The organism is Polaromonas sp. OV174 (genome assembly GCF_900112285.1).
Taxonomy (GTDB): Bacteria; Pseudomonadota; Gammaproteobacteria; order Burkholderiales; family Burkholderiaceae_C; genus Polaromonas.
In genome coordinates, this window is the sequence record NZ_FOKZ01000027.1 from 22,540 (window position 1) to 46,431 (window position 23,892).

Sequence of the window (23,892 nt, forward strand, 5' to 3'; positions counted from 1 at the left end):
CTGCGGCTTGTCTCGGTCGATGTGTTTACGCCATGCCCTGATGGCGCAGCAAGGCATCCAGTGAGGGCTCGCGACCCCTGAAGGCCTTGAAGGACTCCATGGCCGGCCGGCTTCCACCCGCCTCCAGAATGGCTTGCCGGTATTTTCTACCGATTTCCACCGTCACCGTGGTTTTGGCGTCGCCCCCATCGGTGGCTGTTGCGTTTTCCTCAAACGCCGCATAGGCGTCGGCAGACAGGACTTCGGCCCATTTGTAGCTGTAGTAGCCGGCCGCATAGCCACCCGAGAAGATATGGCTGAAGGTGTGTGCGGTACGGCTGTAGGCCGGGGCGGCAATCACCGCGACTTCCTGGCGCACCTGATTGAGCAGGTCCATCAGGGCGTCGGCCGGGTTGTGCGAGGTATGCAGCAGCATGTCGAACAGCGAGAATTCGACCTGGCGCAGTGTCTGCATGCCGCTCTGGAAGTTTTTCGCCGCCAGCATTTTGTCAAACAGGACGCGCGGCAGCGGTTCACCGCTGTCGACATGGGCCGTCATGTGCTTGAGCACATCCCATTCCCAGCAGAAGTTTTCCATGAACTGGCTGGGTAGCTCGACCGCATCCCATTCCACGCCGTTAATGCCGGAAACGTCGTGTTCGTTCACCTGCGTCAGCATGTGATGCAGGCCGTGGCCGAATTCGTGGAACAGCGTGGTCACGTCGTCGTGCGTCAGCAAGGCCGGCTTGCCGCCTGCGCCCTCGGCAAAGTTGCAGACCAGATGGGCCACCGGCGTTTGCAGTCGGCCGGTGTCGGGGCGCAGCCAGCGGGCGCGCACGTCGTCCATCCAGGCGCCGCCGCGTTTGCCGGTGCGGGCCGGCTGATCCAGGTAGAACTGGCCCAGCAGCTGGCCATTGCGTTCAATGCGGTAAAACGCCACGCCGGGCTTCCAGACCGGTGCCGAGTCCTGGCGAATCGCCACTTCAAACAGGGTTTCAACAATCTTGAACAGGCCTGCCAGCACCTTGGGCGCGGTGAAGTATTGTTTGACTTCCTGCTCGCTGAAGGCATAGCGCGCTTCCTTGAGCTTTTCGCCGATGTAGGCATAGTCCCAGGGCTGGGGATCGGTCAGTTTCAGCGCGTCGGCGGCAAAAGCGCGCAGGTCGGCCACGTCTTTTTCGGCATAGGGCCGGGCGCGGCGGGCCAGGTCGCGCAAAAACGTGATCACTTCTTCCGGGGATTGGGCCATTTTGGCCACCACCGAAACCTCGCCAAAATTCTGAAAGCCCAGCAACTGGGCTTCTTCGAGACGCAGCGCGAGAATTTCACGCATCACGGCGCTGTTGTCGAACTGGCTGAACTCCGCTGGGGCCTGGTCGCTGGCGCGCGTGGTGTAGGCCTTGTAAAGCGTTTCGCGCAGCGCGCTGCTGGCGGCAAACTGCATGACGGGCAAGTAGCTGGGCATCTTCAGGCTGAGCCGGTAGCCGGACTTGCCTTCGGCCTCGGCCTGCGTGCGGGCAGTTTGCAGCACGTCTTCAGGGATGCCGGCGACTTCATCGGCACTGGCGTAATAGGCAAAGGCGTCCGTGGCATCTAGGGCGTTTTCGCTGAACTTCTGGCTCAACTCGGCCTGGCGCTCCTGTATCTTGGCAAAACGCTCCTTGGCTGCGCCAGTGAGCTCGGCACCCGACAGCACAAAATTGCGGATGGCATTTTTGTGCGCCTGGCGTTGCTCGGCGTTCAGCGTGGTGACGTCTATGGCCTTGTATTTGGCATACAGGCGTTCATCGGCCCCCAGCCGGGCGCCAAACTCGGTGACCCGCGGCAGGGCGGCGTTGTAAGCGGCCCGCAGCTCGGGTGTATCGGCCACGCTGTTCAGATGGCTGACGGCGCCCCAGGCGCGGCCCAGGTTTTCCGTGGCAACGTCCAGCACGCGGGCAATCTCGCCCCAGGAGGCGGGAAAGGCTGGCGCCGTCACCTGTTCCAGCGCGGCTTCGGCCTTGACCAGTAACTCATCGACGGCAGCAGCGACATGTTCGGGCTGGATACGGTCAAACAGTGGAAGGTCGGAAAAGTCGAGGAGGGGATTGGTCATGAGGTCTAGCTGTGGGCAGGTGAGGCGAATCTAAAGGGCTTGCATGACAGCAGGGGCCCCGAAATGCAAAAACCGACCGGTGAGGGTCGGTGAGTGGCCAGCAAGAAGGGTCAGTCCTGCGACTGCGATCTTTTCTTGACGCTGAGCTGCTTGGGCTTGGCGCGCTTGACAGTGCCGCCCGGCGTCAGACGCTGGTTGCCCAGGACGCGCAGGGTTTTGACTTCGGGCCGCTGGCCGTAGCGCGAGCTGTTTTTCAAGACCTTGATATCGCGCGGGCCGGGCATGCGGTCTTCGTTGACCTTTTTTTCTTTTTCCGGCATGGGGCGCCACAGCACCAGCAGCTTGCCGATGTGCTGGATGGGGGCGGCGTTCAGCTCGTCGGCCAGGGTCTGGAATATCTCTTCGCGGCCGGCTCTGTCGTCGGATTGCACCCGGACTTTGATCAGTCCGTGGGCGTTGAGCGCGGCGTCGGTTTCTTTCTTGACGGCGGCGGTCAGGCCGTCTGAGCCAATCATCACGACGGCGTTAAGGTGGTGCGCTTCAGCGCGATGATCTTTGCGCTGGGCAGGGGTAAGTTGTATTTGAGCCATGCCCCAATTATCGGTCTTGTCTACAAGAGGACAATAGACGGCATGAAAGTAAATACAAAGACAGCCACGAATGCCACGGCAAAGGCAAGTACCAAGGTAAGCCCTAAAGGCAAAAAGGTTAATAAGGCGTGGTTGCACGAACACATCAATGACCCCTACGTCAAGGCGGCTCAAAAAGAGGGCTACCGTGCCCGCGCCGCTTACAAATTAAAGGAAATTGATGAAACGCTGGGCCTGATCAAGCCGGGCGACTGCGTGGTGGACTTGGGGAGCACGCCTGGCGCCTGGAGCCAATATGTGCGGCGCAAGCTCTCACCAACCGGGGCGGCCGTGGGCACGCTGAATGGCCGCATCATCGGTCTGGACTTGCTACCCATGGAGCCTATCGAGGGAGTGGTTTTTATCCAGGGGGATTTCCGCGAACCTGAAGTGCTACAAAAACTGGAGCAAGCCCTGGCCACGGACAAAGGCTTTGTCAAGGTTGATCTTGTTATTTCGGACATGGCGCCTAATCTCTCGGGGATTGAGTCGGCGGACGCCGCACGCATTGCCCATCTGGTGGAGCTGGCGGTGGAATTTGCTCAGACCCGCATGAAACCGGATGGCGCGCTGGTGGTGAAGCTGTTTCACGGCAGCGGTTATGACGACTTGGTCAAGCTCTTCCAGGCATCCTTTAAAGTCGTGAAACGCATGAAGCCCAAGGCTTCGCGTCCCAATTCTTCTGAAACATTTCTGGTCGGCCGGGGGCTGAAAAACCTGGCGAATGCAGGGGCTGGCGCGGGCCCGGGAGGCTGAATTTCAGCTAATTCCGTTTCGAATCTAGGGCTGCCCATGGTTTCATTCGGTAATTGCCCTTGAAACGCCTAAAATCATGCCAATGTGCCATCCCATAGCCTTTGGGTTCTTACACCGGAGTAGTCCTTGAATAATCAGTGGTTTTCGAAAATTGCAATCTGGCTGGTGATCGCCATGGTGCTGTTCACCGTTTTCAAGCAATTTGATACACGTGCTGGCGCGGGCTCCAGTTACCTGGGATATTCCGATTTCCTGGAAGAGGTGCGTGGCAAGCGCATCAAGAACGCGACGATCGCGGAAGGTCAGGGCGGCACCGAAATTGCGGCCACGACCATCGACGACCGCAAGATCCGCACCACGGCGACTTACCTCGACCGCGGCTTGGTGGGCGACCTGATCGCCAATGACGTGAAGTTCGACGTCAAGCCCCGCGAAGAAGGCTCGCTGCTCATGACCCTGCTGGTCAGCTGGGGCCCCATGCTGCTGCTGATTGGCGTCTGGGTTTATTTCATGCGGCAAATGCAGGGCGGCGGCAAGGGCGGTGCGTTCAGCTTCGGCAAGTCCAAGGCGCGCATGCTCGACGAATCCACCAACCCCGTGACCTTTGCCGATGTGGCCGGTTGCGACGAGGCCAAGGAAGAAGTCAAGGAAGTCGTGGATTTCCTGAAAGATCCGGCCAAATTTCAGAAGCTGGGTGGTCGCATTCCGCGCGGTCTGCTCTTGGTTGGCCCTCCGGGTACGGGTAAAACCCTGCTGGCCAAAGGCATTGCCGGCGAGGCCAAGGTGCCGTTTTTCTCGATCTCTGGCTCAGACTTTGTTGAAATGTTTGTCGGCGTGGGTGCTGCCCGCGTGCGCGACATGTTTGAGAATGCCAAGAAAAACGCACCCTGCATTATTTTCATCGACGAAATTGATGCCGTTGGACGCCAGCGTGGCGCCGGCGTGGGTGGCGGCAATGATGAGCGTGAGCAGACGCTGAACCAGATGCTGGTCGAGATGGACGGTTTTGAAACCAATGTCGGCGTGATCGTGGTGGCTGCCACCAACCGCCCCGATATTCTGGATGCCGCCTTGCTGCGTCCGGGCCGTTTTGACCGTCAGGTCTATGTCACCTTGCCAGATATTCGCGGCCGCGAGCAGATCCTGAATGTTCACATGCGCAAGGTGCCGCTCGGCCAGGATGTGAACGCGAGCGTGATTGCCCGTGGTACGCCAGGCATGTCCGGTGCCGACCTCGCCAATCTCTGCAACGAAGCCGCGCTTATGGCGGCACGCCGCAGCGCCCGCGTCGTGGAGATGCAGGACTTTGAGAAGGCCAAGGACAAAATCCTCATGGGCCCTGAGCGGAAGAGCATGGTCATGCCAGAGGAAGAGCGTCGCAACACGGCTTATCACGAGTCCGGCCACGCCCTCATCGGCAAGATGCTGCCCAAGTGTGATCCGGTGCACAAGGTCACCATCATTCCGCGTGGCCGCGCTTTAGGCGTCACGATGAGTTTGCCAGCACAAGATCGCTATAGCTACGACAAAGAATTCATGCTGAGCCAGATCAGCATGCTGTTTGGCGGCCGTATCGCTGAAGAAGTCTTCATGAACCAGATGACGACGGGCGCCAGCAATGACTTTGAGCGCGCCACGGCGCTGGCCCGCGACATGGTTACCCGTTATGGCATGACCGATGCCTTGGGCCCCATGGTTTATGCAGAAAATGAAGGCGAAGTGTTCCTGGGCCGTTCTGTCACCAAGACCAACAACATGAGCGAATCGACGCTGCAAAAGGTCGATATCGAAGTGCGCCGCATCATTGACCAGCAGTACCAGCAAGCACGCAAGCTGATTGAGGACAACAAGGACAAGATGCATGCCATGGCCAAGGCCTTGCTGGAATGGGAAACCATAGACATGGATCAGATCGACGACATCATGGCGGGCAAGGAGCCCAGGCCACCCAAGGACTGGACGCCGCGCAACCCTTCCGTGGGTGGCAACAATGGCTCCGACGGTGGATCGCCTGCCGTCAGCACCGAGCCAGCACCGACGGTGGCTTGAGCATTGAGAAAGTTTGTTTAGATGAATCATGAAAAACCGGGGCCAGTCCCCGGTTTTTCTTTGTCGGCGGGGCATCAGCTCCGGCTACATGAAAAGGTACCCAGTGATTTGGCAAACCTCACGCTTTCAGATTGACTTGTCCCGGCCGCGTGTCATGGGCATTGTCAATGTCACGCCCGACTCCTTTTCCGATGGCGGCAAATACTTTGCGCCGGGTCGTGGCTTCTCCGCCGTGCTTGAGCACTGCGAGCAGCTGATCCGCGAGGGCGCAGACCTGCTGGATATCGGCGGTGAGTCTACCCGCCCTGGTGCGCCACCGGTGTCGCTGGAGGAGGAGCTGGCGCGCGTGCTGCCGGTCGTGCGCCATGCCGCCACGCTTGGCGTGCCGCTCTCCATAGATACCTACAAGCCCGAGGTCATGCAGGCCGTGCTGGATCTGGGCGCCGACATCATCAACGACGTCTGGGCGCTGCGTCAGCCCGGCGCAGCCCAGGCCGTGGCGCAGCACCCCAGCTGCGGTGTCTGCCTGATGCACATGCATCGCGAGCCGCAAACCATGCAGGCGGCGCCCATGGAAGGCGATGTGGTGCCGCAGGTGCTATCGTTTCTGGAGCGCGCAGCGCAGGATCTGCAAGCGTTGGGGGTCGAAAAAGCCCGCATCGTGCTGGATGCCGGCGTTGGTTTCGGCAAAACCGTGGCACAGAATTTTGCGCTGCTGGCACGCCAGCGGGAGTTCCTGAGCGCCGGCTATCCGCTGCTGGCGGCCTGGTCGCGCAAGTCTTCTTTGGCGGCCGTTTGCGGCAGTCCGGACGGTGAACCGCTGGACATCGCCGAGCGCATGGTGCCCAGCGTGGCCGCAGCCTTGCTGGCCGTGGAGCGCGGCGCCCGCATTGTGCGCGTGCATGATGTGCGCGAAACCGTGTCCGCCCTGCAGGTTTGGGCGGCTGCGCGCTAGTTTGCCTGGCTGCGTCAGGGCCGTTGCTAACTGGCCTCTAAAATGAGCCACGCTTTTGCTTGTCAGGCAAAAATCAGCAAAAGAAAACAGTTTTCACAGAGACAAACCCCATGAGCAGAAAATACTTTGGCACCGATGGCATTCGCGGCACCGTGGGCCAGGCGCCTATCACGCCTGATTTTGTGCTGCGGCTAGCGCATGCGGTTGGCCGCGTGCTGCGCAGAACCGAAGCACGGCCCACCGTGCTGATAGGCAAGGACACGCGTATTTCCGGCTACATGCTGGAGAGCGCACTGGAGTCCGGCTTCAATTCCGCCGGCGTCGATGTGGTGCTGCTTGGCCCCTTGCCCACGCCTGGTGTGGCGTATCTCACGCGGGCTCAGCGTGCCAGCCTGGGCGTGGTGATCAGTGCCAGCCACAATGCTTTTCCCGACAATGGCATCAAGTTCTTCAGTGCCCAGGGCACCAAGCTCAATGACGAGTGGGAACTGGCGGTGGAGGCCGCCCTTGAGGAAGAGCCGGTGTGGGCCGATTCTGCCTCGCTGGGCAAGACGCGCCGCCTGGATGACGCGGCTGGGCGCTACATCGAGTTTTGCAAGAGCACCTTCGCCCATGATCTCACGCTCAAGGGCCTGAAGATCGTCGTCGATGGCGCCCATGGCGCGGCCTATCAGATCGCACCCATGGTGTTTCATGAACTGGGCGCCGAAGTGATCGCCATCGGCTGCGCGCCGGACGGCCTGAACATCAACCACGAGGTGGGAGCCACCCACCCCGAGGCGCTGGTCGCTGCGGTCAAGGCGCATCAGGCCGATTTCGGCATCGCGCTGGATGGTGATGCCGATCGCCTGCAGATGGTGGACGCCGAGGGGCGGCTTTTCAACGGCGACGAGGTGCTCTACCTGATGGTCAACGAGCGGCTGGCGCGCGGCGAAAAAGTGCCGGGCACCGTGGGCACGCTGATGACCAATATGGCGGTGGAAGTGGCGCTAAAAGCTAAGGGTGTGGAGTTTGTTCGCGCCAAGGTCGGCGACCGCTATGTACTGGAAGAACTCGACAAGCGCGGCTGGCTGCTGGGCGGCGAGGGCTCAGGCCACCTGCTGGCACTGGACAAGCACACAACCGGCGATGGCCTGATCAGCGCCTTGCAGGTGCTGCAAGCCTGCGTGCGCAGCCAAAAGACACTGGCCCAGTTGCTGGCCGATGTGGTGCTGTTTCCCCAGACCCTGATCAATGTACGGCTCAAACCCGGTCAGGACTGGAAAAGCTGCGAGGCGCTGTCGGTGCAAACCAAGGCCGTGCAAGCCGAGCTGGGCGACAACGGCCGAGTGCTGATTCGCGCCAGCGGCACCGAGCCGCTGCTGCGCGTGATGGTGGAGGCGCGAGATGCCGGCCAGGCTCAGGCTTGTGCCGAACGCGTGGCCGACACCGTGCGAGGCTGAAAGCCTGATCTTTAAGAAAAACAAGCCTCTAGCCCATGACTGATGGGTGGAGCATGCTATCAAATAGATAGCGTTCGGCTCGCGCAATGACACAGGCGCTGGCCTGTGTCATCTTTCAGGCCAGCGTATACGCCGTCTTCACCGTGGTGAAAAACTCCTGCGCATATTTTCCCTGCTCGCGCGGGCCGTAGCTCGAACCCTTGCGGCCGCCGAAAGGAACGTGGTAGTCCACGCCGGCCGTGGGCAAGTTCACCATCACCATGCCGGCCTGGCTATGCCGCTTGAAGTGCGTGGCGTACTTCAAGCTGCTGGTGGCGATGCCCGCCGACAGGCCGAAGGGCGTGTCGTTGGCGCAGGCCAGTGCCGCTTCGTAGTCTTTCACGCGGATGATGCTGGCCACCGGGCCGAAGATTTCTTCGCGGTTGATGCGCATGCCTGCCGTGCTTTCGCTGAACAGCGCCGGCGCCATGAAGAAGCCTTCGGCGCCGCTGCCGGTGTGGCATTGAATGCGTTCGCCACCGAAGGCCAGGATCGCGCCTTCGGCCTTGCCGATGGCCACGTAGCTCAGGTCCTGCTCCAGTTGCGACTGCGACGAGACCGGGCCGATGTCGGTTCCGGTGGTCAGCGCATCACCGACCTTGATGCGTGCCATGCGCTCCTGCAGGGCCTTGACGAAGGCCGGGTAAATGCCGTCGGTAACTATGAGCCGGCTGGAGGCCGTGCAGCGCTGGCCGGTGGAGTAGAAGGCGCTTTGCGCGCTCAGCTCGACCGCCTGGGTCAGATCGGCATCGTCCAGAATGACTTGCGGGTTCTTGCCGCCCATCTCCAGCTGCACCTTTTTCAGGTTTTTGGCGCAGGCCTCGGCAATGCGGCTGCCGACACCGACCGAGCCGGTGAAGCTGATGGCGTTGATGCCGGGATGGTTCACCAGCGCATCGCCAATCACACGGCCGGCGCCCATCACCAGATTGAACACGCCGGCCGGAATGCCGGAGCGCGAAATGATCTCGGCCAGCGCCCAGGCGCTGCCGGGCACCAGATCGGCCGGTTTCAAGACCACGCAGTTGCCAAAGGCCAGCGCCGGCGCAATTTTCCAGGCCGGAATCGCGATCGGGAAGTTCCAGGGCGTGATCAGGCCGACCACACCGACCGGCTCGCGCGTGATCTCCACGCCGATATTGGGGCGCACCGAGGGCAGGGTCTCGCCCGACAGGCGCAAGCACTCGCCGGCAAAGAACTTGAAAATCTGGCCGGCGCGCGTGGCCTCGCCAATGCCTTCCGCTTTGGTTTTGCCTTCTTCGCGCGACAGCAAGGTGCCCAGCTCTTCACGCCGTGCCAGGATTTCCGTGCCTATCTTGTCCAGCGCATCCGAGCGCGCCTGGATGCCGGAGGTGGACCAGGCCGGGAAGGCCGCTTGCGCCGCCTGCACGGCGGCATCAAGTCCGGCCGCATCGGCTTGCGCGTACTCGCCGATCACGTCGGCCAGGTTGGAGGGGTTGCGGTTGGCGCTGGTACCGTTGCCGGGAACCCATTCTCCGTTGATGAGGTTGTGGTGCAAAGTGCTCATGAATGTCCTGAATAAGTCGAAAGGCCTGGTTTACTTTCCCCAGCGCAAGACCATGGGGTCCAGGCGGCGGGCGGTTTCCAGGAGGTCGGCGCGCACCGCCGGATGCATGGTCGGAAAGGGGTGGCGTGGTGCGTCACACGCAATGATGCCACCTTCTTTCATCAGTGCCTTGGCGCTCAGGATGCCGCCCTGGCGGTTTTCGCAGTTGATCAGTGGCAACCAGCGTGTGTACTCGGCCACTGCTTCTTCCCGGCGGCCGGCCGCGTAGGCATCGACGATGCGGCGTATGCCGTCAGGGTAGGCGCCGCCCGTCATGGCGCCGGTGGCACCGGCGTCCAGGTCGGACAGCAGGGTGATGGCTTCCTCGCCGTCCCAAGGGCCTTCAATGGCATCGCCGCCCAGGCGAATCAGCTCGCGCAGCTTGGCGGCGGCGCCGGCGGTTTCAATCTTGAAGTAGGACACCTGCTTGATTTCCTTGGCCATGCGGGCCAGGAAGGCCATGGACAAAGGCGTGCCGCTCATGGGCGCATCCTGGATCATGATGGGAATGTCAATCGCATCCGACAGCGCGGCGTAGAACTCGTAAATCTTCTCTTCGCTGGCGCGCAGGGTGGCGCCGTGGTAGGGCGGCATCACCATCACCATGGCGGCGCCGGCGTCCTGCGCGCGGCGGCTGCGCTCGGCGCAGACCCGCGTGCCAAAGTGCGTGGTGGTCACGATGACCGGGACCCGACCGGCCACATGCTTGAGTATGGTTTGCGTGAGCGTTTCGCGTTCGTCATCCGAGAGCAGAAACTGCTCGGAGAAGTTGGCCAGAATGCACAGGCCGTTGGAGCCCGCATCAATCATGAAATCGACGCAGCGTTTCTGGCTCTCAAGGTCCAGTGCGCCGGCCTCGTCAAAGGTGGTGGGCACCACCGGGAACACGCCCTTGTATCTTGCTGTCATATTTATTCGACGATGTTGAATTGGTCCAGAAACTCGGTCTTCATGCTCAGGCCAAGGCCTGGCACATCGTCGCGCAATTGCACAAAGCCGTTTTCGGCCACCGGTTCGCCATCAAAGATGTAGTAGAACAACTCGTTGCCCACTTCCACATCGAACATCGGGAAGTACTCGGCCATGGGCGAGGCAATCGTGCTCATGGTCAGGTGGTAGTTGTGCATCTGGCCGGCGTGTGGAATCACCGGAACGCTATAGGCTTCGCACAAGGCATTGATCTTGTGCGCCGCCGTGATGCCGCCGACGCGATTGGTGTCGTACTGCACCACGCTGACGGCTTTTTTATCTAGCAGCTGCTTGAAGCCATAGAGGCTGAATTCATGCTCGCCGCCAGAGATCGGGATGCTGGTGAGCTGGTTCAGTTCGGCATAGCCGTCAATGTCGTCGGCAATCACCGGCTCTTCCAGCCAGCGCGGCTCGAACTTCTCTAATTTTGGCAGCATGCGCTTGGCGTACTCCAGGTTCCAGCCCATGTAGCACTCCAGCATCAGGTCGGTGTCGTAGCCTATGACTTCACGGATGGCTGCGACCGACTTCAGGTTTTCCGCCACGCCTTTTTGCAGATGCGCCGGGCCGTAGCCAAAGCGCATCTTGAAGGCGGTAAAGCCCTGGTTCAAAAACTTTTCGGCCTCGGCCTGCATTTCCTTGAGGTCGGTGCGATAGAGCTTGGAGTAATAAACCGGGATTTTCTCCTTGGTGCGTCCGCCCAGCAGCTTGAACACCGGCTTGTTCACGCTCTTGCCCAGAATGTCCCAGATCGCCAGGTCGATCGCCGAGATCGCGGCCATGGTCACACCCTTGCGGCCCCAGGCATGGGTGGCGCGGTACATGCGCTGCCACAGGTATTCGTAATCCCAGGGGTCCTGGCCCAGCACCAGCGGCGTCAGGTACTGGTCGATGATGGCCTTGGCGATGTGCGGCGCCAGGGCAACATTGCCCAGGCCGATGATGCCGTCGTCGGTCTCTATCTCGACCACGGTCCAGGAGTGAAAGCGAAAGGTGCTCATGGATTCGGTGTTGGAGTACACCAGGTCCATGGCGTTGGAGCAGAAGTTGCCTTGCGGTGGAACGGTCTTGCCTTTCCACTCGAACACGCGTGCGCGAACTGATTTGATCTTCATGATGATTTTCTGAGGGCTGGTTGATAGGAAATAGGAGAAAGAGAAGCCGAAAACGCTTGGGGGTGCTCCGGCCGGGTGTTTAAGCAGCCGCAGCCAGACGAGCGGCGCCCATGCGCTGCGCAATCTGGAAGGCGTTCAAGGTGGCATTGACATTGGCCAGGCCCTGGCCGGCAATGTCGTAGGCGGTGCCGTGCGCCGGTGTTGTGATGGGGATGGGCAGGCCGCCTTGCACCGTCACGCCCTTGCTAAAGCCCATCAGCTTGATGGCGATCTGGCCCTGGTCGTGGTACATGGTCACGATCGCCTGGTACTGGCCATCTTGAGCTTTGAGGAAGATGGTGTCGGCAGGGAAGGGGCCGTCGACCGGAAGGCCGCTGGCGCGCAACTCGCGCACCGCCGGCTCGATGATGTCGATCTCTTCGCGCCCGCAGACGCCGCCGTCACCGCCATGCGGATTGAAGGCCGCCACTGCCACCTTGGGGTTGGCGTTGCCGCTGGCCTGCAGTGACTGGTAGATCAACCGCGTTGCGGCGACGATGCGTTCCTGCGTGAGGAAGGAGGCCGCGTCCTTGAGCGGAATGTGGGACGACACCCGGGCCGTCCACAAGTCTCCCAGGGTGTTGAATTCGCAGAAGTAGCCGGTGACGCCCAGGTACTCGGCAAAGTGGTGCAGTTCGTCTTCGTGCTTCAGGTCGCCCAGTTTCATGGCCTGTTTGTTGAGCGGGGCAAAACAAATGGCATCAACCTCGCCGCGCTGGGCGCCGTCCATGCAGAGATTGAGCACCTTCAGAACGGCATTACCGCAAGCGGCTTGCGCCTGGCTGGGGAGGACCTGATCCGGACGAATCGTATCCACCGCCAGAAAGGCCGGCTGGCTTTGCTCGGCCCGTGTTCTGACCGCAGCCAGACTCTCGGTGGGCTGGGTGGTTACGCTGAGGCCGGCCGTTGCCTGGCCTTGTTCCCACAGCCAGGGGTCACCCAACAAGACGATGTTGGCGTTTTCATTGACGCCGGGCTGGCTCAGCAGCCTGGCGATCAGCTCCGGGCCGATACCGGCAGCATCGCCTAGCGTTAGCGCCACGACGGGCTTGAATGTGTTCATTTTTGACTCCTTAGATTTAATAGAACCAGCGCGCCGGCACCATGACGAGTGCGGGGAACAGGATGAACAGTGTGAGCAGGATTAGCTGCGCCAGCAGGAAGGGCCATACGCCGCGCGTGACGCGGCCCAGGCTCTCGCGGGACACGCCGGCCACGACATTGAGCACCGTGCCCACGGGGGGCGTCAGCAAGCCGATGGCGTTGTTCATGATGAACAGCACGCCAAAGTAGATGGGGTCAATGCCTGCCTCTTTGACGATGGGCATCAGCACGGGCGTCAGAATCATCACGGTGGGCATCAGGTCTAGCGCTGTGCCGACCACCACCACCAGGGCCATCATGGCAAACATCAGCAGGATCTTGTGCTCCGTCAGTGGGCGCAGCATGGCATTGACCTCTTGCGGAATGTTGACCACCGTGATCAGCCACGCGGAGACCAGTGCGGCCGCGACGAGAAACATCACCACGCTGGACATCTTGACTGCGGCCAGCATCAATTGAGGGAGCGCCTTGAGGGAGAGTTCACGGTAGACAAACATGCCCACCAAACCGGCATAGACGGCAGCGACTACAGCCGCTTCGGTTGGCGTGAAGACGCCAAACTTCATGCCGCCGATGATGAGGACTGGCAAGGCCAGCGCCCAGACACCCTCGCGCAAAGCCCGACCCAGCCGGGGCAGCTCAAAGGAGCGTGCCTCCACGGGCGGCGTGGATTTTGGAGCGCACAGCCACCAGGTGAACCACAGGGCCACACCCATCATGAGGCCGGGCGCAATACCGGCGAGGAACAGCTTGGTGATCGATATCTGCGCGGTCACCCCAAAAATCACGAAGGGGATGGACGGCGGAATGATGGGGGCAATGATGCCGCCGGCCGCAATCAGTCCGGATGAGCGGGGGATGTCATAGCCGGCCTTGCGCATCAACGGAATCAGCACGGCGGCCAAGGCCGCCGTGTCGGCGACGGCAGAGCCTGAAATGCTGGCCATGACCAGGGCGGCAATGATGGCCACGTAGCCCAGGCCGCCGCGGACATGGCCCACCAGCGCTTCCGCCATGGCAATGATGCGGGTCGAGATGCCACCGGCGTTCATCAATTCGCCTGCGAGCATGAAAAAGGGAACTGCCATCAGGGGATAGTTGTTCACGCCTTCTAGCAGGTTTTGGGCCAGGATCTGCGTGTCGAAGCTGCCCATAAACAGCATCAAGGCTACGCCGCACACGAGCAGCGCAAAGGCAATCGGCATGCCTAGCGCCATGGCGCCCAGCAGCGAAGCGATAAAGACAAAAATCGTCATGTGGCACTCCCTATTCCACGTTCGCGGCATGGGTGGCGACCAGCTCGGAGGCCGGCATGCGCCCCGTCAACTGGCGCCACAGCGAGTGCAGCAGGATCAGGGCAATCCCGCCGCTGCAGATCAGCAGCGCGGAGAACACCAGACCCATGGGAATGCCTGTGACAGGCGCCATGTCGTCCATGCCGATCACGACCTGCTTCCAGGTGCCGTCGGCCAGCAGGACGCAGCAGACCAGCATCAGGAGATCAGAGGCAAAACGAGCCGCCCGCTGCCCCGCCACCGGGAGCGCTGCAATCACGCTGTTCATGCCAAGGTGGGCGCCATCGTGCATCGCGACCAGCGTGCCTATGAGCGTGACCCACATGAACAGAAAACGCGAGACCTCTTCCGAAAAAACAATACCGGAATTGAAGCCATAGCGCAGCACGACGTTGCCGAAGACCAGCACAACCATCACGCCGAGCAGCAGCACCAGCAGGTACTCAACCAGACGAATTGCAAAGCGGGGGATCATTTTGTGAAAGTCCTTCTGCCTTACTTGGGCGCTTTGGCGATGGCGGCGAAGAACTCCTTGGCCGTTTCGTCACCGACTGCCGCCTGATGCTTGGCGATCACCGGTGCGAGTTTGTCGCGCATGCGCTGGCGCTCGGCATCGGAGACGTCATTGACCTGCATGCCCAGTTTGACCAACTCGCCCCGCATCTTGCCGTTCAGCTCACGGCTGGTTTGGCGCTCAAATGCCGTTGCTTCCACGGCGGCTGCCTGCAGGGCAGTGCGGTCCTCGGGCTTCAAGCCATCCCAGAATTTCTTGGAAGCGACAAGCGCCAGCGCGTCATAGGCGTGACCCGTCACCGACAGGTACTTTTGCACGTCGTAAAACTTTTGCGCGTGGACGACCGTGAAGGGGTTTTCCTGGGCATCGACGGCACGCGTTTCCAGCGCGGTGAACAGCTCATTGACCGGCATGGGAACGGCGTTGCTGCCCAGGCCGTTGAACAGGTCGATGTAGAGGTTGTTCTGCATCGTGCGGACCTTCAGGCCAGACATGTCTTCGGCCTTTTGAATCGGACGCTTGCTGTTGGTGAAGTTGCGAAAGCCGTTTTCCCAGAACGCCAGTCCAACCAGCCCCTTCTCGGGCAGCCTGGCCATCAAGCTCTGTCCGAAAGGACCATCGAGTACGGCGTCAGCCTGTTTTTCGCTGGCAAACGAGAAGGGCAGGCCGATGACGCCGAACTCTTTCACCAGATTGGCGAGCGTTGCCGTGGAGGGAACGGAAAACTCCTGCGTTCCGCCGCGCATCGCAGCTTGCATTTGCTGGTCGCTGCCCAGTTGCGCGCTGGAGTACACCGTGATCTTGATGCGGCCATTGCTTTTCTTGTCGGCCAGCTCGGCAAACTTGCGTGCGCCAATGGTCTGGGGATGGGATTCCGGCAGGGAGGTGCCCAGCTTTGCTTTGACCTCTTGCGCCATGGCGGGTGTGCCAAGGCTAAAGAGGGCCGCTCCGACCATGGCGGCGGTCAAGGTGTTCAGGGTGATGCGTTTGGTCAAGGTTTTCATGTTTGTCTCCGTTTATTGGGCTAGTTGTTTTTGAAAAGGCTCAGCTCAGCTGGTAAAGATTCATGGCGTTGTCGCAGAAAAGTGCCAGTCGCTGTTCGGGCGGCAGCTCGCGGGTTAATGCTTTGAAGCCGCTCCACAGGTCTGACAGGCTGACGACAAGGGCGTCGACAGGGTGGTTGCTGGCAAACATGCAGCGCGCCGGGCCGAAGTCGGCCAGCAGTGCTTGCAATACCGGCGCCTGCTGCGCGAGCGTCCACGCTTGCCCCTTCACACCCAGCCCTGAAATCTTGACGCTCACATTGGGATAGGGTGCGAGTTGAGCCATGGCGCGGCGCCAGGCGGACAGGGTTGGCGCATCACGTGTGCCTGGCATGCCTGCATGGTTGACGATGACTTGCGTGCCGGGGAAGTCGCGCGCCAGCTCAAGCGCTTCCGCCATGTGCCACCAGGGCGCCTGCAATTCAAACATCAGCCCAGCGCCAGCCAGTTGGGCATAACCGGCTCGCCAGCGCGGGCAGCGCATGGAGCCGGGCTCCGCCCATGACTCGCGGTATTGCTCCCGCGAGGTGCAGTGCGGCTTGTGGCGGACACTGCGGACAAATCCCACCAGTGGCGCCTGGCTGTACGCCTGCAGAACGTCGCCCACGTCGGCCCGGTCAAGCCAGATTTGGGCGGCCAAGGCGTGTGGCCTCTGGTGATGCACCGACGTTGTCTCGGCCAGGCGCTGCATCCACAAGGCCTCGCCGGTTGGATCTTGCGACGTCCATTCACCCTCCATGGCGATATGGCGCAGCACCAGGTGGTCGCCGCAATTAGTGGCGTAGTCCGCCGGCAGGAAGTCTTTGCAGATGGCTTCGTAGTCGCCGTAGCGAAAGGAAATCCGCGGAAGATCAGTTAACCAGGGGTGGGGATTGCGCGGTACGTCCCAGTAATGATGGTGTGCGTCCACGATGGGCAGCCAGGCTTCGTCACCGGTGGTCAGAAAGGTTTGGCGCACTTGCGCCACATCGGGGCTCGACATTTCTTGCCTGGCGTTCACAAGGGGGCTCAGTCCAGCTTGATGTTTTTCTTGCGGATCAGATCGCCGTAGCGCTTGTTTTCAGCGGTGTGAAACTGCGCGAACTGGGCCTGCGTCATGGGCGTGAGGTCGGCCCCGATGGCGCTCAGGCGGCTTTGCGTTTCCGGCATGGCCAGCACCTTGGTGACTTCTGCGTAGACCCGGTCCTGCACCGCCTTGGGTGTGGATGAAGGCATGTAGATGCCATACCAGGCGCTCATTTCCACGCCCTTGAGGCCGGCCTCGGCCATGGTCGGCACATTGGGCAATTGTGGGTTGCGCTGGGCGGCGGCCACGGCCAATGGCTTGATGCGGCCACTCTTGATCTGTCCTATCACCGAGGGCATGGTGTCAAAACTCAGTTGCACCTGACCGCCCACCAGGTCTATCAGTGCCGGGCCGCTGCCGCGGTAGGGGATGTGGGTGATGAAGACGCCGGCCTGGTCCTTGAACAGCTCGGCGGCGATGTGCTGGGTGCTGCCTGCGCCGCTGGTGGCGTAGTTGAGCTGGCCGGGCTGGGACTTGGCCAGCTTGATCAGGGACTGGACCGAATCAACCGGCAGGGCGTTGTTGACCACCAGCACATTCGGTACGGCGCCGACAAACACCACAGGCACCAGGTCCTTGTTGCTGTCATAGCCGAGCTTGAGCAGGTGCGGCGCAATGGCGTGCGCGGTGGAGACCCCCATGATCATGGTGTGGCCGTCGGTGGACTTGGCCGTCACATCGGCGGCCAGGGTGTTGGATGCGCCGGGGCGGTTTTCCACCACCACGGCTTGCTTGAGCAGCGGGCCCAGCCGGTCGGCCACGGCGCGCGCCATGGCATCGGTGCCGCCGCCCGGGGCCGAGCCGACCAGGATGCGCACCGGCTTGCTCGGCCAGTCCTGGGCCATGGTTTGGGTTTGGACGGCCAGTGCGCAGGCGGCTACCAGCAGGGCGGGCAAAAGTTTCATGTTGTCTCCAGTTGTTGTTGTGAACGAATGGGCTGATCGTAGGGGGGCGAACTGTTAACGTAAATTGAAAATAAATGATTATTTGATGCCTTGTAGTTATCATTGATCTCGGTTCAGCTTCGCTACATTCCGGCCGCCAAGCCGCGCCCACTTTGATGTCCAACAGCACGCTTCTTCCGCAACTTCTGAATCGCCTGCGCATGCGGCAGGTGGCCCTGATCCTGGCCGTCGGCGAGCACGGCACCTTGCGCAAGGCCTCCTGCGAACTGGGCATGACCCAGCCCGCCGCCACCAAAATGATCCAGGAGCTGGAGTCGGCGCTGGGCCAGCGCCTGTTCGAGCGGGTCGGGCGCGGGCAGAAGCTGACGCCGGCCGGCACCAGCGTGCTGCGTTATTTCCGCGGCATGCGCGGTTCCATAGAGTCGATGTCGCGGGAGCTGGCCGAGTTGCAACTGGGCTCGTCGGGCCGGGTCTCGATAGGCAGCATCATGGCGCCGTCACCAACCCTGCTGACGCAGGCCATCATTGCGCTGAAAAAAGCCTATCCCTTGCTGTCGGTGGATGTCACCATGGACACCAGCGACCGCCTGTTCGAGTTGCTGCGTGAAGGCGTGCTGGACGTGGCGATAGGGCGCATTCGCGAGGAGCATTGGGCCGACTACGCCTTCACGCCACTGGAAAACGAGACCCTGGCCGTGGTGGTGGGCGTGCAGCATCCGCTGGCCAACAAAAAGGTGGTGAAACTGTCCAGCCTGCTGGGCTACGGCTGGATCCTGCAGCCCAGCGGCAGCCCCATGCGCGAGGTGCTGGAGCAGGAGTTTCGGGTGCTGCAGGTGCCCACGCCGAAGGGCCTGATAGAAACCGCGTCCATACTCACCACCACCAACCTGATTGCCGAGACCGACATGGTGAGCGTCATGCCGCAGTCGATTGCCGACAGCTATGCCCAGCACGGCCTGCTCAGGATTTTGCCCTGCCACATCCAGCACAAGATGGAGTCCTTTGGCTCCATCACCCGCAAGGACAGGCCGCTGAGCGAGGCGGCGCGGTTTTTTCTGGCGGCGCTGCACCAGCGCGAGTCGGTCTTTCCGGTGGGCCAGGTGTTTTAGGCGGATTTTAAGCCAAATTGGCCTCTGGCCCAATGTGGATGAGCGCAATACGCTATTTAAATAATAGCAATTTCGAGTTGCTTACGGCCCCACCTGCCAGCCGCCGCCCAGCGACTGGATCAGCGCCACGGCGGTGGTCTGGCGGTCCGCCATGGCTTGCACCAGGGCGCGGCGTGCGCTCAGCGCGGTGGCCTGGGCGGTGATGACTTCGGTGTAACTGAGCTGGGCGCTGCGATAACGGTTGAGCACCTGCTGCTCGACCTGGTCGGCCGCCACCGATGCCTGGCGGCGCAACTCCTCCTGGGTTTGCAGCACGCGGGTGGCGGCCAGCTGGTCTTCGACATCCTGAAAGGCGGCCAGCACGGTTTGCCGGTAACGGGCCACGGTTTGTGCGTAGGCGGCTTCGCTGCCTTCCACGTTGGCGGCGGTGGCCCCGGCATTGAACAGCACTTGCGCGGCCGACAAGCCCAGGCCCCAGACGCTGCTGGAGGCCTGGAACAAATCGGCCACGCGGCTGGCGCCAAAGCCATAGGAGGCACTGAGGGACAGGTTGGGGAAATAGGCGCTCTTGGCAATGCCGATCTGCTCGTTGGCGGCGGCGACACGGCGTTCGGCGGCGGCAATATCGGGCCGGCGCTGCAGCAGTGTGGACGGCACGCCAACCGGGACGTCTGGCACCAGCGGCGTCCAGTCGGCAACCGCGAGCGAGAAATTGCCGGGTGCCTCGCCCACCAGCACCGCGATGGCGTGTTCGAGCTGGGCCCGCTGACGCACCAGGCCGGCGTTGTCGGCCTGGGCATTGGCCAACTGGGTCTGTGCCTGCAGCACATCGGTTTTGGCGGCAATGCCGGCGCTGTAGCGGTTTTGCGTGATCTCCAGGCTGCGTTGGTAGCCGGCGATGGTGCTTTCCAGCAGAACTTTTTGTGCGTCGGTCTGGCGCAGCGACAAGTAGTTGGTCGCCAGCTCGCCTTGCGCCGACAGCCTGGCGGCGGCCAGGTCGGCGGCGCTGGCCTGGGCGCCGGCGGTGGCGCCCTCCACCGCGCGTCCCAGCCGGCCCCAGACATCGGGCTCCCAGCTGCCGCCTATGCCGATCTGGTAGTTGTTGCCGACGCGGGCTCCCGTGCCTGTGCTGCTGCTGCCGGCGCCGCTGCCGGAGCGTGTGGCGCCGCCATTGAGCGTGACCGTGGGGAAGAGCCCGGCCCGCTGGCTGCGCACCAGCGCGCGCGCCTGGGCATAGCCGGCCACGGCGACGGCCACGTTCTGGTTGGACACCTCGACGCGCGCCGCCAGCTGGTCCAGCACCGGGTCGCCAAACAGCGTCCACCAGGGGCCGCGCTCCAGCGCATCGGCGGGCGCCGCAGCAACCCAACCCTCGGCCTCCTTGAAGGCGCTGACATCGGGCGTGGCCGGCCGCTGGTAGTTGGGGCCGACGGCGCAGCCGCTCAGGGCCAGCGCTAGCACTATGGCCGTCAACGCCGGGTGGCCAGTGGCGGGGGATTTTCTTTTCAGGTGCATGGCATGCCTCATTGCGGTTGCAGCGCGCTGGCCGCGGGCGGCTCATCGGGCAGATCATGGGGGTGGCGGCTCAGATGGCGCTCAGAGGGGCTGCGGCGGCGCAGCTTGTCGAGCAGCACATAGACCACCGGTGTGGTCAGCAGGGTCAGCAACTGGCTGGCGATCAGCCCGCCAATGATGGTGATGCCCAGGGGCCGGCGCAGCTCGGCACCTTCGCCAAAGCCTATGGCCAGCGGCAGCGCGCCCAGGATGGCCGCCAGCGTGGTCATGAGGATGGGGCGAAAGCGCAGCAGGCAGGCTTCACGCACCGCTTCCACCGCGGAAATGCCGCGCGCACGCTCGGCATCGAGCGCAAAGTCGATGATCAAAATGGCGTTTTTCTTGACGATGCCTATCAGCAAGAAGATGCCGATCAGCGCGATCAGGGAGAAATCCATCTTGAACGCCAGCAGCGCCAGCACGGCGCCCACGCCGGCCGAAGGCAGGGTGGAGAGCACGGTCAGCGGATGGATCAGGCTTTCGTAAAGAATGCCCAGCACGATGTAGATCACGATCAGCGCCGCCAGGATCAGCATGGGCTGCTCGTTTTGCGACTGCTGCGCACTGAGCGCCGTGCCGGCAAAACTGCCGCGCACATTGTTGGGCAGGCCGATGGCGGCTTCGGCCTCCTTGATGGCCGCCTGGGCGTCGCTGAGGGTGTTGCCATCGGCCAGGTTGTAGGACACGGTGGTCGACAGCTCGCCGTCGTCGTGGCTGACGGAAGCGGCCGTGGGGTTTTCGCTGAAGTGCGCAATCGCCGACAGCGGCACCATGGTGGTCACTGCGCTGCTCAGCGCCTGGCCGGTGGACGGGTCGCGCAGGGCCGGGTTGCTCACCGCCGCGGTGGCTGTGGGCGCCGCCGTGGCCAGCGTGGTGCCGCTGCCGCCCTTGGCCGGAATGTAGATGTCTGTGAGCGACTCGGGGCTGCGGATATAGCGCGGCGCTATTTCCATGATCACGTGGTACTGGTTCAGGTCGCTGTAAATGGTGGCCACCTGACGCTGGCCGAAGCCGTTGTAGAGGGCGTTGTCCACGTCCTTGGAGCTGATGCCCAGCCGTGCCGCACTTTCCTTGTCCACCGTGACCATGGTCTCGACGCCGTTTTCTTCCTGGTCGGTGTCCACGTCGATCAGCGCATCCTGGCGTTTCATCTGCTCGGCCAGGCGCGTGGCCCACAGGCTCAGGTCGGCGGAATTGTCGCTTTTCAGGGTGTACTGGTAGGTCGAGTTGCTCGACCGGCCGCCGCCGCGCAAGTCTTGCACCGGGTTAAGAAACAGGCTCACCCCCGTGACCTTGGCCAGTTGCGGGCGCAGCCGCGCAATCACCGCCAGGCCCGAGTCGCTGCGCTGCGCCACCGGTTTCAGGTTGATGAACATGAAGCCGCCGCCAGAGCGGGAGCCGCCGGTAAAGCCGACCACGGTGTCCACCGCCGGATCGCGCCGGATGATATCCACCAGCTCCTTGAGCTTGCCCTGCATGGCCTGAAAGGAAATGCTGCGGTCGGCGCGCAGGCCGCCGTTGATCTGCCCGGTGTCTTGCTGCGGAAAAAAGCCCTTGGGCGCTGCGATGTAGAGATAGACATTGAGCGCGACCACGCCCAGCAGAATCACCATCACCAGCCCCTTGCTGCCTAGCGCCCAGTCCAGGCTCACCTCGTAGCCGCGCAGCACGCGCTTGAAGGCCGCGTCAAACCAGCGTGCCAGCCGTCCGGGCGGCTTGGTGTGGGCATCGGGCTTGAGCAGCCAGGCGCACATCATGGGCGTGGTGGTCAACGAAATCACCAGCGAAATCAGCACCGCAGCCGACAGGGTGACGGCAAACTCGCGGAACAGTCGGCCGGTTTGTCCGCCCATGAAGAGCAGCGGGATGAATACCGCCACCAGCGACAGGCTGATGGACAGCACGGTGAAGCCGACTTCGCGCGCGCCCAGCAGCGCCGCCTTGAAGCGGTCCATGCCGGCTTCGATGTGACGGCTGGTGTTTTCCAGCACCACGATGGCGTCGTCGACCACAAAACCGGTGGCCACCGTGAGCGCCATCAGGCTCAGGTTGTTGAGGGAAAAACCCAGCAAATACATCACGCCAAAGGTGCCCAGCAGCGACACCACGGTGGCTACCGCCGGAATGACGGTGGCGCGCGCGCTGCGCAAGAAGGCGCTGACCACCAGCACCACCAGCACGATGGAGATCAGCAGCGTGAGCTCGATCTCGTGCAGCGAGGTGCGGATGGAGTTGGTGCTGTCCGAGGCCACTTGCAGGTGCACATCCTGCGGCAGCTGGGCCTGCAGCTCGGGCAGCAGGGCGCGCACGCCGTCGACGGTTTCAATCACATTGGCGCCCGGCTGGCGCGTGATCAGCACGATGACGGCCGGCTCGCCATTGAAGAGGCCTAGCGTGTTGGTGTTTTCCACGCCGTCAAGCACCTGGGCCACGTCGCCCAGCCGTATCGCCGCGCCATTGCGCCAGGCCACGATCAGGTTGCGGTAATCGATGGCCTTGAGCCCGCCCGTGGCCGTGCTGGCGCCCGAGTAAAGCTGCAGGCGCTTGCCGTCGCCTTCAATCGCCCCCTTGGGCCGATTGGCATTGGAGGCCTGCAGGGCGGCGCGCACGTCTTCCATGCTGACGCCGTAGTTGTTGAGCGCAAACGGCAGCAGCTCGACGCGCACGGCGGGCAGCGAACCGCCGCCCAGTTCGACGTCGCCGACGCCGGGGACCTGGGCAATTTTTTGCTGCACCAGGTTGGACACCTCGTCGTAAATCTGGCCTGGCGAGCGCGTCTTGGAGGTCAGCGCCAGGATGATGACGGGGGCGGAGGCCGGATTGGCCTTGCGGTAGGTCGGGTTGCTGCGCAAGGTGGCTGGCAGGTCGGCGCGGGTGGCATTGATGGCGGCCTGCACCTCGCGCGCGGCGGAGTCAATCTTGCGGTTCAGGTCAAACTGCAGGTTGACGCGGGTCGAGCCCGTGCCGCTGCTCGATGTCATTTCGTTGACGCCGGCGATCACGCCCAGGCGGCGCTCCAGCGGCGTGGCCACGCTGCTGGCCATGGTGTCGGGGCTGGCGCCTGGCAGCGAGGCACTCACCGAGATCACGGGAAAGTCAACCTGGGGCAGGGGGGAGACCGGCAGCACGAACAGCGCGCCCAAGCCGGCCAGCGCCAGGCCTATGGTCAGCAGCACGGTGGCTACGGGGCGGCGGACGAAGGGTTCGGAAAGATTCATGCTCTTGCGCCTGCTTCTGTTGGGAGCTCGGGCTTTTGTAGCGCTTCTGAGGGGGGCTGGCCGGGGGTAGCCCGGCGGCTACTCACTTTCTTTTGCTTCGCTGTATGGACCGGGGACATGGGAAACGGGTGTGCGGGGAGATAGGAAACACCTGGGAGTCTCAAGCGGCGGCTGCCGGCGCATTCAAATCGAGCCGCATGAAGCGGTGATGGCAGAAGAATACATCGTAGCAACCGTCGTCTTCGGCGTCTGCTCTGAAGGCTATTGGCAGCTTGAGCAGCGCGCTCGATACCCGCAGTTTGTTGCCCTTGAAGTGCACCTCGCCGTTCCACTTGACGAGCGCAACCGTGTCGCCATCGGGGTACTCGATGGGCGGCAAAGTCTGCGGATAACTGATCAGGCTGGGCTGGTAGCGCTTGGCTGGCGTTTGCAGGTTCAGCGCATCGTGGG

The 23,892-nt window shown here is 62.4% G+C and carries 18 protein-coding genes and 1 pseudogene; 5 read left to right on the plus strand and 14 right to left on the minus strand.

Annotated elements, in window-relative coordinates:
* Positions 1–25: 25 nt before the first annotated feature.
* Together BM160_RS18910 and BM160_RS18915 are read right to left on the minus strand one after the other, a co-directional pair.
* Positions 26–2,074 (minus strand): M3 family metallopeptidase, encoded by a 2,049-nt coding sequence (locus BM160_RS18910; protein WP_092007726.1) that lies wholly within the window; start codon positions 2,072–2,074, stop codon positions 26–28.
* 110 nt (positions 2,075–2,184) lie between these two features.
* On the minus strand, positions 2,185–2,664 hold the full coding sequence (locus BM160_RS18915) for a YhbY family RNA-binding protein (RefSeq protein WP_092007727.1): 480 nt from the start codon (positions 2,662–2,664) through the stop codon (positions 2,185–2,187).
* A 42-nt stretch (positions 2,665–2,706) separates the two neighbouring features.
* Between BM160_RS18915 and BM160_RS18920 the strand changes: the two genes are divergently transcribed.
* The 4 genes from BM160_RS18920 to glmM all read left to right on the plus strand — a co-directional run bounded on the left by BM160_RS18920 (position 2,707) and on the right by glmM (position 7,905).
* Positions 2,707–3,459, plus strand: a complete 753-nt coding sequence (locus BM160_RS18920; RefSeq protein ID WP_092007728.1) for an RlmE family RNA methyltransferase — start codon at positions 2,707–2,709, stop codon at positions 3,457–3,459.
* A 126-nt stretch (positions 3,460–3,585) separates the two neighbouring features.
* Complete coding sequence (gene ftsH, locus BM160_RS18925; RefSeq protein ID WP_092007729.1) at positions 3,586–5,508, plus strand: ATP-dependent zinc metalloprotease FtsH; 1,923 nt, start codon at positions 3,586–3,588, stop codon at positions 5,506–5,508.
* Positions 5,509–5,611: 103 nt separating this feature from the next.
* Positions 5,612–6,463 carry a dihydropteroate synthase gene (gene folP, locus BM160_RS18930; protein WP_092007730.1) on the plus strand — a complete coding sequence of 284 codons (852 nt, stop codon included), beginning with the start codon at positions 5,612–5,614 and terminating at the stop codon, positions 6,461–6,463.
* Between the two features lie 110 nt (positions 6,464–6,573).
* A complete protein-coding gene (gene glmM, locus BM160_RS18935) occupies positions 6,574–7,905 on the plus strand; it encodes a phosphoglucosamine mutase (RefSeq protein WP_092007731.1) in 1,332 nt (443 codons plus the stop codon).
* A 115-nt stretch (positions 7,906–8,020) separates the two neighbouring features.
* On the opposite strand, the gene BM160_RS18940 is transcribed toward glmM, so the two are convergent.
* From BM160_RS18940 to BM160_RS18980, 9 genes are all read right to left on the minus strand, one after another.
* Entirely contained in the window at positions 8,021–9,472 is a 1,452-nt protein-coding gene (locus BM160_RS18940; protein WP_092007732.1) for an aldehyde dehydrogenase family protein, read from the minus strand.
* Positions 9,473–9,502: 30 nt separating this feature from the next.
* Positions 9,503–10,420 carry a dihydrodipicolinate synthase family protein gene (locus BM160_RS18945; protein WP_092007733.1) on the minus strand — a complete coding sequence of 306 codons (918 nt, stop codon included), beginning with the start codon at positions 10,418–10,420 and terminating at the stop codon, positions 9,503–9,505.
* A 2-nt stretch (positions 10,421–10,422) separates the two neighbouring features.
* Positions 10,423–11,595, minus strand: coding sequence for an L-rhamnonate dehydratase (locus BM160_RS18950; protein WP_092007734.1), 1,173 nt, complete (start codon positions 11,593–11,595; stop codon positions 10,423–10,425).
* Between the two features lie 79 nt (positions 11,596–11,674).
* Positions 11,675–12,697: a 4-hydroxythreonine-4-phosphate dehydrogenase PdxA gene (locus BM160_RS18955; protein WP_092007735.1), complete on the minus strand. Its 1,023-nt coding sequence runs from the start codon at positions 12,695–12,697 to the stop codon at positions 11,675–11,677.
* 16 nt (positions 12,698–12,713) lie between these two features.
* On the minus strand, positions 12,714–13,994 hold the full coding sequence (locus BM160_RS18960) for a TRAP transporter large permease subunit (protein WP_092007736.1): 1,281 nt from the start codon (positions 13,992–13,994) through the stop codon (positions 12,714–12,716).
* 10 nt (positions 13,995–14,004) lie between these two features.
* Positions 14,005–14,508, minus strand: coding sequence for a TRAP transporter small permease (locus tag BM160_RS18965; RefSeq protein WP_092007737.1), 504 nt, complete (start codon positions 14,506–14,508; stop codon positions 14,005–14,007).
* 20 nt (positions 14,509–14,528) lie between these two features.
* Positions 14,529–15,551, minus strand: coding sequence for a TRAP transporter substrate-binding protein (locus BM160_RS18970; protein ID WP_177219075.1), 1,023 nt, complete (start codon positions 15,549–15,551; stop codon positions 14,529–14,531).
* Positions 15,552–15,591: 40 nt separating this feature from the next.
* A complete protein-coding gene (locus tag BM160_RS18975; RefSeq protein ID WP_092007738.1) occupies positions 15,592–16,572 on the minus strand; it encodes an amidohydrolase family protein in 981 nt (326 codons plus the stop codon).
* A 26-nt stretch (positions 16,573–16,598) separates the two neighbouring features.
* Complete coding sequence (locus BM160_RS18980; protein ID WP_092007739.1) at positions 16,599–17,561, minus strand: Bug family tripartite tricarboxylate transporter substrate binding protein; 963 nt, start codon at positions 17,559–17,561, stop codon at positions 16,599–16,601.
* A 155-nt stretch (positions 17,562–17,716) separates the two neighbouring features.
* Here BM160_RS18980 and BM160_RS18985 point away from each other — a divergent pair, with 155 nt between their 5' ends.
* Positions 17,717–18,670: a LysR family transcriptional regulator gene (locus BM160_RS18985; protein ID WP_092007740.1), complete on the plus strand. Its 954-nt coding sequence runs from the start codon at positions 17,717–17,719 to the stop codon at positions 18,668–18,670.
* Positions 18,671–18,751: 81 nt separating this feature from the next.
* Here BM160_RS18985 and BM160_RS18990 read toward each other — a convergent pair whose 3' ends face one another.
* The 3 genes and pseudogenes from BM160_RS18990 to BM160_RS22690 form a co-directional block, all read right to left on the minus strand.
* Positions 18,752–20,185, minus strand: a complete 1,434-nt coding sequence (locus tag BM160_RS18990) for an efflux transporter outer membrane subunit (protein ID WP_092007745.1) — start codon at positions 20,183–20,185, stop codon at positions 18,752–18,754.
* 8 nt (positions 20,186–20,193) lie between these two features.
* Entirely contained in the window at positions 20,194–23,442 is a 3,249-nt protein-coding gene (locus BM160_RS18995; RefSeq protein ID WP_092007741.1) for an efflux RND transporter permease subunit, read from the minus strand.
* 160 nt (positions 23,443–23,602) lie between these two features.
* Positions 23,603–23,892: pseudogene (locus BM160_RS22690) on the minus strand (IS481 family transposase); the annotation flags it as partial.